15 protein-coding genes and 1 pseudogene are annotated in these 13,613 nt (G+C 63.0%); 13 read left to right on the forward strand and 3 right to left on the reverse strand.

Features of this window, described 5'->3' with window-relative positions; translation table 11 throughout:
* Positions 1-295 precede the first annotated feature (295 nt).
* From mdcA to madM, 9 genes are all read left to right on the forward strand, one after another.
* Positions 296-1,966 (forward strand): malonate decarboxylase subunit alpha, encoded by a 1,671-nt coding sequence (gene mdcA, locus M0808_RS02685; RefSeq protein ID WP_095137524.1) that lies wholly within the window; start codon positions 296-298, stop codon positions 1,964-1,966.
* Positions 1,966-2,838, forward strand: a complete 873-nt coding sequence (locus M0808_RS02690) for a triphosphoribosyl-dephospho-CoA synthase (RefSeq protein WP_247839784.1) — start codon at positions 1,966-1,968, stop codon at positions 2,836-2,838. Before mdcA ends, M0808_RS02690 begins: the two co-directional genes overlap by 1 nt.
* On the forward strand, positions 2,838-3,137 hold the full coding sequence (locus M0808_RS02695) for a malonate decarboxylase subunit delta (protein ID WP_098966054.1): 300 nt from the start codon (positions 2,838-2,840) through the stop codon (positions 3,135-3,137). The genes M0808_RS02690 and M0808_RS02695 overlap by 1 nt, the downstream gene beginning before the upstream one ends.
* Positions 3,130-3,981 (forward strand): biotin-independent malonate decarboxylase subunit beta, encoded by an 852-nt coding sequence (locus M0808_RS02700; protein ID WP_247839786.1) that lies wholly within the window; start codon positions 3,130-3,132, stop codon positions 3,979-3,981. Before M0808_RS02695 ends, M0808_RS02700 begins: the two co-directional genes overlap by 8 nt.
* Entirely contained in the window at positions 3,978-4,763 is a 786-nt protein-coding gene (gene mdcE, locus M0808_RS02705) for a biotin-independent malonate decarboxylase subunit gamma (protein ID WP_247839788.1), read from the forward strand. Before M0808_RS02700 ends, mdcE begins: the two co-directional genes overlap by 4 nt.
* Positions 4,757-5,377: a malonate decarboxylase holo-ACP synthase gene (locus M0808_RS02710; protein WP_247839790.1), complete on the forward strand. Its 621-nt coding sequence runs from the start codon at positions 4,757-4,759 to the stop codon at positions 5,375-5,377. Before mdcE ends, M0808_RS02710 begins: the two co-directional genes overlap by 7 nt.
* Complete coding sequence (gene mdcH, locus M0808_RS02715; protein WP_247839792.1) at positions 5,374-6,294, forward strand: malonate decarboxylase subunit epsilon; 921 nt, start codon at positions 5,374-5,376, stop codon at positions 6,292-6,294. The genes M0808_RS02710 and mdcH overlap by 4 nt, the downstream gene beginning before the upstream one ends.
* 66 nt (positions 6,295-6,360) lie before the next feature.
* A complete protein-coding gene (madL, locus tag M0808_RS02720) occupies positions 6,361-6,777 on the forward strand; it encodes a malonate transporter subunit MadL (protein WP_210556441.1) in 417 nt (138 codons plus the stop codon).
* Position 6,778: 1 nt separating this feature from the next.
* On the forward strand, positions 6,779-7,543 hold the full coding sequence (gene madM, locus M0808_RS02725) for a malonate transporter subunit MadM (protein ID WP_247839794.1): 765 nt from the start codon (positions 6,779-6,781) through the stop codon (positions 7,541-7,543).
* 196 nt (positions 7,544-7,739) lie between these two features.
* On the opposite strand, the gene M0808_RS02730 is transcribed toward madM, so the two are convergent.
* Positions 7,740-8,660 (reverse strand): LysR substrate-binding domain-containing protein, encoded by a 921-nt coding sequence (locus tag M0808_RS02730; protein WP_247839796.1) that lies wholly within the window; start codon positions 8,658-8,660, stop codon positions 7,740-7,742.
* Between the two features lie 142 nt (positions 8,661-8,802).
* Here M0808_RS02730 and M0808_RS02735 point away from each other — a divergent pair, with 142 nt between their 5' ends.
* Both M0808_RS02735 and M0808_RS28545 read left to right on the forward strand, forming a co-directional pair.
* A complete protein-coding gene (locus M0808_RS02735; protein ID WP_007964065.1) occupies positions 8,803-9,420 on the forward strand; it encodes a hemolysin III family protein in 618 nt (205 codons plus the stop codon).
* Between the two features lie 5 nt (positions 9,421-9,425).
* Positions 9,426-9,530: pseudogene (locus M0808_RS28545) on the forward strand (metal ABC transporter ATP-binding protein); the annotation flags it as partial.
* Positions 9,531-9,549: 19 nt separating this feature from the next.
* Here the strand turns inward: M0808_RS28545 and M0808_RS02745 are convergent.
* A complete protein-coding gene (locus tag M0808_RS02745; protein WP_027610598.1) occupies positions 9,550-10,467 on the reverse strand; it encodes a LysR family transcriptional regulator in 918 nt (305 codons plus the stop codon).
* A gap of 108 nt (positions 10,468-10,575) precedes the next feature.
* On the opposite strand from M0808_RS02745, the gene M0808_RS02750 reads away from it, so the two are divergent.
* Together M0808_RS02750 and M0808_RS02755 are read left to right on the forward strand one after the other, a co-directional pair.
* Positions 10,576-11,817 (forward strand): D-amino acid dehydrogenase, encoded by a 1,242-nt coding sequence (locus M0808_RS02750; RefSeq protein ID WP_247839798.1) that lies wholly within the window; start codon positions 10,576-10,578, stop codon positions 11,815-11,817.
* Positions 11,818-11,858: 41 nt separating this feature from the next.
* On the forward strand, positions 11,859-12,761 hold the full coding sequence (locus M0808_RS02755) for a transporter substrate-binding domain-containing protein (RefSeq protein WP_247839799.1): 903 nt from the start codon (positions 11,859-11,861) through the stop codon (positions 12,759-12,761).
* A 121-nt stretch (positions 12,762-12,882) separates the two neighbouring features.
* Here the strand turns inward: M0808_RS02755 and M0808_RS02760 are convergent, their stop codons facing one another.
* Complete coding sequence (locus tag M0808_RS02760; protein ID WP_247839801.1) at positions 12,883-13,602, reverse strand: 16S rRNA (uracil(1498)-N(3))-methyltransferase; 720 nt, start codon at positions 13,600-13,602, stop codon at positions 12,883-12,885.
* Positions 13,603-13,613 lie beyond the last annotated feature (11 nt).

The following is a 13,613-nucleotide window of genomic DNA, read 5'->3' on the forward strand; positions in this document are numbered from 1 at the left end:
GAAAAAGCTGACCCTCACCCCAGCCCTCTCCCGGAGGGAGAGGGGGCCGACCGCAGGATGCTCACAATTTTCGCCAACCGGAAAGTACCGCTGTGAATCCATAATCGACTCGGTGGGGCAGGTCGATGTATGGCGCCAGACACCTCGGTCAGTCCCCTCTCCCTCCGGGAGAGGGCTAGGGTGAGGGCGCTCTTGATCGTTACCCTGAGCGTAATGATTCACCACCGCGCTTGATTGATGCCCCCACCCCACACGCCTAACGTAGCTCCACGACAGCGAACCCCGTGGAGTGAGCATGACAACAACAATTTCCCCCGACTCGCGCTGGACGCGGCGGCGTGACGAAAAGCAGCGGCGTCTCGACAAGGTGCGCGGGCTGGCCGACGGTGTGGTACTGCCAAGCGACAAGATCGTCGCCGCGCTCGAAGCGTTGATCCATCCCGGCGACCGGGTGGTGCTGGAGGGCAACAACCAGAAGCAGGCGGATTTCCTTTCCCGTTCGCTGGCCAAAGCCGATCCGGCCAAGCTGCATGATCTGCACATGATCATGCCCAGTGTCGGCCGTTCCGAACACCTCGACCTGTTCGAACGCGGCATCGCCCGCAAGCTCGATTTCTCCTTCGCCGGCACCCAGAGCCTGCGCATCAGCCAGTTGCTCGAAGACGGCCTGCTGGAAATCGGCGCGATTCATACCTACATCGAACTCTACGCGCGGCTGGTGGTGGACTTGATCCCCAACGTCGTGCTCTCGGCCGGGTTCATGGCCGACCGCGCCGGCAATATCTACACCGGCCCCAGCACCGAAGACACCCCGGCACTGATCGAACCGGCGGCGTTCAGCGACGGCATCGTCATCGTCCAGGTCAACCAATTGGTCGATGACGTCAGCGAACTGCCGCGCGTCGACATCCCGGCCTCATGGGTGGATTTCGTGGTGGTGGCCGATAAGCCGTTCTACATCGAACCGCTGTTTACCCGCGACCCACGGCACATCAAACCGGTGCACGTGTTGATGGCGATGATGGCGATTCGCGGGATCTACGAAAAACACAACGTGCAGTCGCTGAACCACGGCATCGGTTTCAACACCGCTGCCATTGAGTTGATCCTGCCAACCTACGGTGAATCCCTCGGCCTCAAAGGCAAGATCTGCCGCAACTGGACGCTCAACCCGCACCCGACGCTGATCCCGGCGATCGAAAGCGGCTGGGTCGAAAGCGTGCATTGCTTCGGCACTGAACTGGGCATGGAGAACTACATCGCCGCACGCCCGGACGTGTTCTTCACCGGGCGTGACGGTTCGCTGCGCTCCAACCGGATGTTCTGCCAACTCGCCGGGCAGTACGCGGTGGATCTGTTTATCGGCGCGACGTTGCAGGTCGATGGCGACGGCCATTCCTCGACCGTGACCCGTGGTCGTCTCGCCGGTTTCGGCGGTGCACCGAACATGGGCCACGACCCGCGCGGTCGGCGTCACGGCACCCCGGCGTGGCTCGACATGCGCCACGACGATTCACAGCAACCGATGCTCGAACGCGGCAAGAAACTCGTGGTGCAAATGGTCGAGACCTTCCAGGAGGGCGGCAAACCGACCTTCGTCGAAACCCTCGACGCGGTGGAAGTGGCGAAGAAAAGCGGCATGCCGCTGGCGCCGATCATGATCTACGGCGACGACGTCACCCACCTGCTTACCGAGGAGGGCATCGCCTACCTGTACAAGGCCCGTTCGCTGGAAGAACGCCAAGCGATGATCGCTGCGGTTGCGGGCGTGACTGCCATCGGCCTGCGCCACAACCCGAAAGACACCGAACGCATGCGCCGCGAAGGCCTGATCGCCTTGCCCGAAGACCTCGGCATCCGCCGCACCGACGCCACCCGCGAACTGCTGGCGGCGAAAAGCGTGGCCGATCTGGTCGAGTGGTCTGGCGGCCTCTACAACCCGCCCGCCAAGTTCAGGAGCTGGTAATGCACGCACTCAACCTGCAAGCGAAACCCCTGAGCCTGAGCGAACGCCTGGCCGACCTGGCGGTGGATGCGCTGATCGACGAAGCCGATCTGTCGCCGAAGCCGGCGCTGGTCGACCGGCGTGGCAATGGCGCGCACACCGATCTGCACCTGGGCCTGATGCACGCTTCGGCGTTGTCGTTATGGCCGGCGTTCAAGGAAATGGCTGAAGCGGCGGTGGACATCGGCGAAGTCGATTCAACGTTGCGCGAAACGATTGGCCGCATCGGTCGCGAAGGCGAGCAAGCGATGCTAGCCACCACCAACGGGGTGAATACCCATCGCGGTGCCATTTGGGCGCTGGGATTACTGGTGACCGCCGCTGCGCTGGAACCGAAATCCTCAAGCGCCAACGCCGTCTCTGTTCGCGCCGCACGTCTGGCCTTGCTGGATGACCGCTACGCACCAAAACCGCTGAGCCACGGCGCACAAGTCGCCCTGCGTTACGGCGCACGCGGCGCTCGGGAAGAAGCGCAACTCGGCTTCCCGTCCGTGCTGCAACGCGGCCTGCCGCAACTCAAACGCAGCCGCGCCAGAGGCCACGGCGAACAGAACGCCCGGCTCGATGCGCTGCTGGCGATCATGACCGATCTGGCCGACACCTGCGTGCTCTACCGCGCCGGTGAACAAGGCCTGCACGCCATGCAGCAAGGCGCGCAAGCGGTGCTCGACGCTGGCGGTAGCGCCAGCCTCGGCGGGCGTCGGCGCCTGCACGAACTGGATCAACAACTCATCGCATTGAATGCCTCGCCCGGTGGCGCCGCCGACTTGCTCGCCGCCACGCTGCTGCTCGACCGTATCGAGCGCGACGGCATCCTTCAGGGAGCGTTTTGATGGAAACCTTATCCTTTGAATTCCCCGCCGGGCAGCCGCCGCGCGGGCGCGCGCTGGTCGGTTGTGTCGGCTCGGGCGATCTGGAAGTGCTGATCGAACCGGGGCTGGCCGGCAAGCTGACGATCAATGTGCAGACCTCGGTCAACGGCGCGCAGCAGCGCTGGCAGCATCTGTTCGCGCGGATGTTCGACGGCACCACGCCACCGGCGATGGCCATCGATATCCACGATTTCGGCGCCACGCCGGGTGTGGTGCGGCTGCGTCTGGAACAAGGTTTCGAGGAGATCGACCATGACTGACAGCACAGCGCTGTTGCACAAGCACAGCTTTGTCGAACTCGGTGCGCGGCAACGGGCGAAAGCCTTGCTCGATGCCGGGACCTTCCGCGAATTGCTCGACCCGTTTCAACGGGTCATGTCGCCGTGGCTCGAACGCCAGGGCGTGGTGCCGCAAGCCGATGACGGCGTGGTGATCGCCAAGGGCAGCGTCGACGGTTTACCGGTGGTGATCGCCGCCATCGAAGGCGCGTTCCAGGGCGGCAGCCTCGGCGAAGTCGGCGGGGCGAAGATTGCCGGCGCGCTGGAACTGGCCGCCGAAGACAACCGCAAGGGCATCCCGACTCGCGCTGTGTTGCTGCTGGAAACCGGTGGCGTGCGTTTGCAGGAAGCCAACCTCGGGCTGGCGGCGATTGCCGATATTCATGCGGCGATTGTCGATTTGCAGCAGTACCAACCGGTGGTCGGTGTGGTCGCGGGCAGCGTCGGTTGCTTCGGCGGCATGTCGATTGCCGCTGCGCTGTGCAGTTATTTGCTGGTGACCCAGGAAGCGCGCCTCGGCCTCAACGGCCCCCAAGTGATCGAGCAGGAAGCCGGGATCGAAGAATACGACTCCCGCGACCGGCCCTTCATCTGGAGCCTGACCGGTGGCGAACAGCGTTTCGCCAGTGGGCTGGTGGATCGTTATGTCGCCGATGATGTGGCGCAGATCCGCCAGCAGGTGGGCGAGTTGTTGCAACAAGGCTTGCCTGCTCAGCCGCGCAGTCAGCGCGCTGATTGGTTCCTGCAACGTCTGGTGAGCCTGGACACCGATAAGCAAATCGAACCGTCGGTGGTTCGCGATCTGTATCAAGGAGAGCGCTCATGAGTGGTTATTCCGTGCGCGGTTTGAACTGGTTCAACGCCCTGACAGGTGGGGCGAAAGCGGTCGAAGGTTTGCCGCCATCGTTGAAGGTTGCTGACGGTGAGCTGGGGCGGTTTATCGCTGTGGTCGCTGACCCCGACAACCGTTTCCCACGGGCTCGCAATGGCGAAGTCGGTTTGCTCGAAGGCTGGGGCCTGGCCAAGGCAGTGGATGACGCGATCACGGCAGATCGCGACAAAGCGCAGAAGCGCCCGATCATCGCCATCGTCGACGTCCCGAGCCAGGCTTACGGTCGTCGCGAAGAAGCCCTCGGCATTCATCAGGCCCTGGCCGGTGCGGCGGACAGTTATGCCCGCGCCCGTCTGGCCGGGCATCCGGTGATTGCGCTGCTGGTGGGCAAGGCGATGTCCGGGGCGTTTCTTGCTCATGGTTATCAGGCCAACCGTTTGATTGCCCTGCGCGATCCCGGGGTGATGGTGCATGCGATGGGCAAGGCCTCGGCGGCGCGAGTGACGCTGCGCAGTGTCGAGGAACTGGAAGCACTGGCTGCCAGCGTGCCGCCGATGGCCTATGACATCGACAGCTACGCCAGCCTCGGATTGCTCTGGGAAACCCTCTCGGTGCAGCAGATCGAGCAGCCCACGGCGGAGGATCTGGCGCGGGTGACCGAGTGCCTGAAACAGGCCATCGGCGATGTCTCCGGCACTGACTTGCGCAAGCGTCTCGGCGCGAAAAACCGTGAAGCCTCCAGCCGCGTGCGTGAACTGCTGAGGGCGCAGTGGTGAACCTGCCACTGGCCCACGATCTGCTGTGGGGTATGACCCCGGCGCAGCTGCCGGCGGATGCGCCGCAGTGGGCGAACGAGTCGCTGGCTGCCGGGCAACCGGTGGTGGTGCGGCGGGCGTTGAGCGATGAGGGTTTTATCGCGGTCGGTGTGCGCGGCGTGTTGCGCGAGCAACGGTTGGCGGCGTTTATGGCGGTCGATTCGATTGCCTGTCGGGTCAGTCCTGAGGCGCTGTGTCATGTTGAGTGCGAGCGCGATTTACCGGTGATGCAGGCACTCAAACAACTGTGGCCGATGCTCGATGATTGCGGTTGGGTCTGGGGTATCAGCGGTAGTGTCGGGTTTGAATTGGCCAGTGGTTTTAGGGCGATGCACGCGGCCAGCGATCTCGATCTGATTCTGCGGACACCGCAACTGATCACGCGTAATCAGGCACGCAAACTGGTCGCGGTTTTTGATCACGCCGTGTGCCGGGTCGACATGCAATTGCAGACGCCGTTCGGTGCAGTCGCGTTGCGCGAATGGGCCGGCGGGTCTGCACGGGTGTTGCTGAAAAACGCCCATCAAGCCTGTCTGGTCACTGATCCGTGGAACCCGCAGGAGCAGGCAGCGTGAGCAGCCTGTTGGTGTTCCCCGGCCAGGGCGCGCAGCAACCGGGCATGCTCCAGCGTTTGCCTCGGGCAACCTTGACCGAGGCCAGCGAGGTGCTCGGTGAAGATGTCGCATTGCTCGATTCTGCCGACGCGTTGCGCAGCACCCGGGCGGTTCAGCTGTGCCTGTTGATCGCCGGGGTCGCTGCCTCGCGGCAGTTGCTGCAGGACGGACTCACGGCGGATTACGTCGCCGGCCTGTCCATCGGTGCCTACCCGGCAGCGGTGGTCGCCGGGGCCTTGAGCTTCAGCGATGCGTTGCATCTGGTCAGCCTGCGCGGTGAGTTGATGCAGCAGGCTTATCCACAGGGCTATGGCATGACCGCGATCATCGGCCTGCAATTATCCACCGTCGAAACGCTGCTGGCGCAGGTGCACAGCGCGGAGTCGCCGGTGTACCTGGCCAACATCAACGCCGATAACCAGGTGGTGATTGCCGGCAGCGACGCGGCGATGCAAGCGGTGGCGGAACTGGCGCGCAGTCGTGGCGCCGGTCTGGCGAAACGCCTGGCGGTGAGCGTGCCGTCGCACTGCCCGCTGCTGGAGGCACCGGCGCAAACCCTCGTCGAAGCCTTTGCCAAGGTTGCACTGAAGACCCCGAAAATCGCTTACCTGAGTGGCAGTCGCGCGCGTCCGCTGGTCAAGCCAGATGCCTTGCGTGATGACCTCGCTTTCAACATGTGCCGCGTGGTGGACTGGCGCGGCACCGTGCAAAGCGCTTACGAGCGCGGCGTACGTTTACAAATCGAACTGCCGCCCGGTGCGGTGCTGACCGGGCTGGCGCGCCGGGTGTTTGAATCGGGCACGGTCACTGCCTTTGACAGTGCGCGTCTGGACACCTTGCAGGCGCTGTTGCGAGAGGAGGGTGGCCGCCGACCATAAACCGCCGCGACTCAGGCTTCGAACAACAAAAACAACATTCGACGATGCACTTTGAGGACTACAACAATGATTATTTACGGTGTGGCGCTGTTGGCGATCTGTACGCTGGCAGGGGTGATCATGGGCGACATGCTCGGCGTGTTGCTGGGCGTCAAATCCAACGTCGGCGGGGTCGGCATCGCCATGATCCTGTTGATCTGCGCGCGGTTGTGGATGCAGAAACGCGGCGGCATGACCAAGGATTGCGAAATGGGCGTCGGCTTCTGGGGCGCGATGTATATTCCGGTGGTGGTGGCGATGGCCGCACAACAGAACGTCGTCACTGCCCTGCATGGCGGGCCGGTGGCGGTGCTCGCGGCGATCGGTTCGGTGGTGGTGTGTGGTTGCACGATTGCCTTGATCAGCCGCACCCACAAGGGCGAACCGTTGCCCGACGAACCGGCGGAAGTCACTCCGGTCGGCACCCCGGTAGGAGGTCGCTGACATGTGGGCACTCATTGAAAACGGTCTGGAACACAACGGTCTGGTCACTGCCTTCGCCTTCGTCGGCGTGATCATGTGGGTCTCGGTGGTTCTCTCGAAACGCCTGACCTTCGGGCGCATTCACGGCTCGGCGATTGCCATCGTCATCGGTCTGGTGCTGGCCTGGGTCGGCGGCACCCTGACTGGCGGGCAAAAAGGCTTGGCGGATCTGACGCTGTTCTCCGGCATCGGCCTGATGGGCGGTGCGATGCTGCGTGATTTCGCGATTGTCGCCACGGCGTTCGAAGTGCAGGCGACCGAGGCGAAGAAGGCCGGGTTGATTGGCGTGATCGCGCTGCTGCTCGGTACGATCCTGCCGTTCATTGTCGGCGCGTGTATGGCTTGGGCCTTCGGCTATCGCGATGCGGTGAGCATGACCACCATCGGCGCGGGCGCGGTGACCTACATCGTCGGCCCAGTGACTGGCGCAGCGATTGGCGCGACCTCGGATGTGATGGCGCTGTCGATTGCCACCGGGTTGATCAAGGCGATTCTGGTGATGGTCGGCACCCCGGTCGCGGCGCGCTGGATGGGCCTGGACAACCCGCGTTCGGCGATGGTGTTTGGTGGTCTGGCCGGGACGGTGAGCGGGGTGACCGCGGGCCTGGCGGCGACGGATCGGCGGTTGGTGCCTTATGGGGCGTTGACCGCTACGTTCCATACTGGGCTTGGCTGTTTGCTCGGGCCTTCGCTTTTGTTCTTCATTGTTCGGGGGATTGTGGGCTGAAAATCAAAAGCCCCTCACCCTAACCCTCTCCCGGGGGGAGAGGGGACTGACCGAGTTGGATGCTGGAGGTATGCCGACTTGAAAGTCCTGAGTCGAACTCAGGTCTTGAAACCCATGAAGATCTGCTCCCTTTCCCCCTCTACCCCTTGGGGGAGAGGGCTGGGGTGAGGGGGTAGCTCTTGATCTTGATTTTGCTCTAAATCCCAACCTGGCGATTGGCATACATCCGACATTCCGCCAGCAACGCCAGCAGATTCGGATCCCTCTCCTTGGCCTTCAAGAACACCACGCCAATGTGCTGTTGCAACCGATACTTCTCCTGCAACGGAATCAGCTTCACCCGGTTCTCGTACACCGCCGCAATCCTTCCCGGCAGCAACGCATAACCCACCCCCGAGCTGACCATGCTCAGCAGGGTGAAGATGTCGTTGACCTGCATCGCCACCTTCGGCTCGAACCCCGCCTGCTTGAACACCCGAATGCCGTCCTGATGGGTGGCGAAGCCTTGGGTCAGGGTGATGAAGGTTTCGTCGCGCACTTCCGCCAGATCGACTTCCTGACGTTGAGCGAATCTTGAATCTGCCGGCGTGGCGAGGAAAATGTCATCGGAGAACAGCGGGATCTGCTCGCAGTCCGGGTCGCTGACCGTGTCGTCCAGCGACACCAGAATCGCGTCGACTTCCATGTTCTTCAGCTTGTAGAGCAGGTCGATGTTCGAGCCGAGGATCAGGTCGATGTTGAGTTCGCTGCGGCGGATCTTCAGGCCCATGATCAGTTGCGGTACGGTTTTCACCGTCAGCGAATACAGCGAGCCGAGCTTGAAGCGTTCAGCGGAGAAACCGGCGGCCTCGCGGGTCAGGCGCACACTCTCGACCACGTCCTGGATCAGCTTCTGCGCGCGTTCTTCGAGCACGTAGGCGCTTTCCAGGGGCGTCAGGTTGCGCCCTTCGTGCTTGAACAGCGGGCAGCGCAGGGCGCTTTCCAGCGAATGGATCGCCCGGTGCACGCTGACATTGCTGGTCTGCAACTCGACAGCGGCGCGCGCCAGGTTGCCGGTGCGCATGAAGGCGAGGAACACCTCGAGTTTTTTCAGGGTCAATTCTTCGTCGATCAGCATGGCGCGGACTCTTTTTGGTATCGACCGATTGTGCCCAATTACCGTGGCGTGCGCAGGTCCGCGTTGAACAGAAACATTGCGCTTTTACGCTCAAGGCCCGAGCCTTGCGCGCTGCGGTAACGAATAACGAGGTGAGCGACACATGTATCACGGGGAAAAACTCAACGCCTGGACGCACCTGGTCGGGGCAGTGGCCGCATTTATCGGCGGCGTGTGGATGCTGGTGATTGCCAGCCTCGACGGCAGTCCGTGGAAAATTGTCAGCGTGGCGATCTACGCCTTTACCTTGCTGGTGCTCTACAGCGCCTCGACCGTGTACCACAGCGTGCGCGGGCGCAAGAAAGCGATCATGAAGAAGGTCGATCACTTTTCGATCTACCTGCTGATCGCCGGCAGCTACACACCATTCTGTCTGGTGACGCTGCGCGGGCCGTGGGGCTGGACGTTGTTCGGGATTGTCTGGGGGCTGGCGCTGATCGGCATCCTGCAGGAGATCAAACCACGCTCGGAAGCGCGGATCCTGTCGATCGTGATCTACGCGGTGATGGGCTGGATCGTGCTGGTGGCGGTCAAACCGTTGATTGCTGCTTTGGGCACGGCAGGGTTTGCCTGGCTGGCGTCGGGCGGGGTGTTGTACACCGTGGGCATTATCTTTTTTGCCCTGGATCACCGGTTACGGCATGCGCACGGGATCTGGCATCTGTTCGTGATCGCCGGGAGTCTGCTGCACTTTGTGGCGATTCTGTTTTATGTCCTCTAACTGGAATTGTCCCCAATCTCCCTGTGGGAGCGGGCTTGCTCGCGAATGCGTCGATTCAGACAACATCTCTGTTGAATGACACACCGCATTCGCGAGCAAGCCCGCTCCCACATTAGTTGTGTTCCCACATCAGACTTGTGCCGAGTGCAGGTTATTGAGTTGTTGTTCAGCTCGCTGACTGAAAATCTGCAGCAGATCGTTGAGCGTATGCGGTGGTGGCTCGCTGGCGCGGGTCACGGCGTACAAAGTGATCGGCAGTGGCGGGGCGAGGGGGCGGAGGGTGGTGGTTGCCACAGAGGCGCCCAGTGCGGTGAACGGATCGATCACCGCGACGCCGGCGCCGGACTCGACCATCGCCCGTGCCAGCGAATAGGTCTGCACGGCAATCCGCACCCGTGGCGGTGGCTCCACCGCTTCCAGATAGCTGTCGAGCCTTGCCGCCAATGGATCGGCGCTGGATAAACCAATCAGCGGCACATCCGCAAGCGCCATCAGTGGCAGCGGTTTGCCGACGTCTGCCGGCGGCCAGAAGTCCTTTGGCGCCAACGCCACCAGCACCCCCGCCGCCAGCGGCTGCGCTTTCAGCCCCGGGTGATCCGGCAGTTGCAGGGTCAGGGCCACGTCCACTTCGCGCATCAGCAGGTTCTGCATCAACTCGCGGCTGTGGGCACTGGACAGTTCGCAGGCGATGTCCGGGAATTGCGCCGTCCATTGCCGGATCGCCGGCGGCAGCAGCGACAGCGCCAGCGCAGGAGTCGCGCCGATCCGCAGGCTGTGGCCGGGTTCGCGGCGCAGGCTCTGTGCCAGGCGCCGCACGCCTTGCAGACTTTCCGTGACCTTGTCGACTTCGCGCTCCAGCTCCAGCGCTTCCGGGGTCGCCTGCAATTTACCGCGCACCCGCAGAAACAACGGAAAGCCCAACTGCTGCTCGGCGTGCTGCAGCACTTTGGTCACCGCCGGTTGCGAGACGTGCAGCAATTGCGCAGCGGCGCTGACCGAGCCGGTCTGGCGGATGGCCTGGAAAATCTCGATGTGGCGAAGGCGCATGGCGAGTCCATAACCTTTGTTTATAGGTCTGGCATCTTTATTCATTGTTCGGCGCCTGTCACCTCACCCTAACCTCAGCCTCGTCTTCACATAGAAATAGGGACGGACATGGCTCAGCGTGTGTGCATCATCGGCGGCGGCGTGATCGGGTTGGCAACGGCCTATGCGCTGGTGCGCGACGGTTTCGAAGTGACAGTAGTCGAGGCGCGGCAGTCGCTGGGCAGCGAAACCAGCTTCGCCAACGGCGGCCAGTTGTCCTACCGCTATGTGGCGCCGCTGGCCGATGCCGGCGTGCCGTTGCAGGCGATCGGCTGGATGCTGCGCGGCGACTCACCGCTCAAGCTGCGCCCGCGTCTGGATCCGGCGCAATGGCGCTGGATGGCGTCGTTTCTCGCCGCCTGCCGAACCTCGGTCAACCGCGAAAACGCGGCGCATCTGTTGCGTCTGGCGCTGTTCAGCCAGAGCACGCTGAAACGCTGGCGCGAGGATGACGGACTTACCGGTTTCAACTGGCGGCGCAACGGCAAACTGGTGACCTTCCGCAATGCCGCCAGCTTCGACCATGCGCGCAAGGGCCTGGCCGATCCGCAGCAACAACAGGTGTTGTCCGCCATCGAATGTGCGCAACTGGAACCGGCCTTGACCAAGGCGCCGTTTGTGGGCGCGATCTACACGCCGGATGAAGAAGTCGGCGATTGTCACGCCTTCTGCCAGCAGTTGGCGGTGCGATTGAAGGCGTCGGGCCGTTGCGAGTTTCGTCTCGGTCAGGCAGTCACCGGCATTCGTCACAGCCACGGCGCCGTCACCGCCATTGAGCTTGGCGACGAAACCCTGCCGGTCGACCAACTGGTGATCGCCGCCGGGCACCGAAGCTCTTTGCTGGCGCTGCCCGGCCTGCACGTGCCGCTGTATCCGCTGAAGGGTTACAGCCTGACCGTGCCGATCGGCAACGGGCATCGGGCGCCGGACGTGAGCATCACCGACTACGACCGCAAGATCGTCTACGCGCGCATCGGCGAACAGTTACGGGTGGCGGCGATGGTCGACATCGTCGGTTTCGACCCGGCGGTAGATCCCGAGCGGCTGGCACTGATCAAGCGCCAGGCCCGCGACACCTTTCCCGATGCCGGCAATTACGACGCGGCTGTGGAGTGGGCGGGCATGCGCCCGGCCACCCCAACCGGCGTACCGCTGCTGGGCGCCACGGAGTATCGCAATCTGTGGCTCAACCTCGGCCACGGCGCGCTCGGTTTCACCCTGGCCTGCGGCAGCGGGCAGTTGCTCAGCGAACTGATCGGCCAGCAGCGTACATCCATTGATCTGCACGGCTTCAATCCCCGTGCGGCGTGACGGCTTCTGCTCAAACACCCCAACCACAACGGAGAATAACAATGCAAAAAATCACGTTGCTCGGCTGCACACTGGCGCTGTTCATCGGCGCCCAGGCACAGGCCAATGAAGTGCCGCTGACCGGCGCGCTTGGCAAGATCGCCAGCGCCAACAGCATCACCCTGGGCTATCGCGATGCGTCGGTGCCGTTCTCGTATGTGGGCGATCACACCGGGCAGCCGATGGGGTATTCGGTGGAGCTGGCGGGCAAGATTGTCGAGCGGATCAAGCAGCAACTGGCGTTGCCGGGGCTGAAGGTGAAGTACAACCTGGTGACATCGCAGACGCGGATTCCGCTGGTGCAGAACGGCACGGTTGATCTTGAGTGCGGCTCCACCGGGGTGACGGCCGAGCGGCAGAAACAGGTCGCGTTCTCCTACGGTTTCATCTACGTAAAAGGGCAGTTGCTGACCGCAAAGGACAGCGGCATTCACAGCTTCGATGACCTGCGCGGCAAGAACGTGGTGACCACCGCCGGCACCACCAACGAGCGCTATCTGAAGAGCTACAACCTCGACCACAAACTGAACATGTTCGTGATCAGCGCCAAGGATCACGGCGAGGCGTTCCAGATGCTGCAGTCGGGACGGGCAGCGGCCTTCTACATGGACGACGCATTGCTCTACGGCGAGCGGGCCAAGGCGCGGGACCCGCACAACTGGGTCGTGGTGGGGGAGGAACAATCGCGGGAAATCTACAGCTGCATGGTGCGCAAGGATGATCCGCCATTCCTCGCGCTGGTGAACGACGCGCTGGCCGATCTGTATAGCTCGGGGGAGATCAACGGGATTTACAAGCGCTGGTTCGAACAGCCGATTCCGCCAAAGGGGTTGAACCTGGAGTTTCCGATGACCAGAGAGTTGAAGGCGATCATTGCCAGGCCAGTCAGTGATCCGGTGGAGTGACAGTCAGACCGAGGGGAAGCTTTTCGCGAGCAAGCCCGCTCCCACAGTAGTTCTCGGGTGTACACAAAATTTGTGCTCACTGGAAATCCAATGTGGGAGCGGGCTTGCTCGCGAAGAGGCCCTAGAAGTCACCCCAAAGCTGCTGAGCCACCGCCAGTGCAACCACCGGCGCAGTCTCGGTACGCAGCACGCGTGGGCCGAGGCGGGCGGCGTGGAAACCGTTGCCCTTGGCTTGCTCGACTTCGGCATCCGACAAACCACCCTCCGGCCCGATCAGAAACGCCAGCGTCGCCGGTTTGGCATGGCTCACCAGCGGCTCGGCCACCGGGTGCAGCACCAGTTTCAGCTCGGCTTCGGTCTGCTTGATCCAGTCCGCCAGCAGCACCGGCGGATGAATCACCGGCACCCGCGAGCGACCGCACTGCTCACAGGCGCTGATCGCCACCTGACGCCAGTGCAGCAGGCGTTTGTCGGCACGTTCGTCCTTCAGGCGCACTTCGCAGCGGTCGCTGAAGATCGGGGTGATTTCCGTCACGCCCAGCTCGGTGGCTTTCTGGATCGCCCAGTCCATGCGTTCGCCCCGCGACAGGCCCTGGCCGAGGTGGATCTGCAGCGGCGATTCAATCTGCCCGGCTAACTGCTCGTCGATCTGCACGACGACGCGTTTCTTGCCGACTTCCACCAGCGAGCCGCGAAACTCATGGCCGGAGCCGTCGAACAACTGCACCGCATCGCCCTCGGCCATGCGCAGCACGCGGCTGATGTAATGCGCCTGGGCTTCCGGCAGTTCGTGTTCGCCGGTGCTCAGGGGGGCGTCGATAAAGAAGCGGGACAGTCTCATTTCGGGTCTCT

Origin of the sequence: Pseudomonas sp. MWU12-3103b (assembly GCF_023100615.1) — a bacterium.
In the GTDB taxonomy this organism is placed as follows: domain Bacteria; phylum Pseudomonadota; class Gammaproteobacteria; order Pseudomonadales; family Pseudomonadaceae; genus Aquipseudomonas; species Aquipseudomonas putida_A.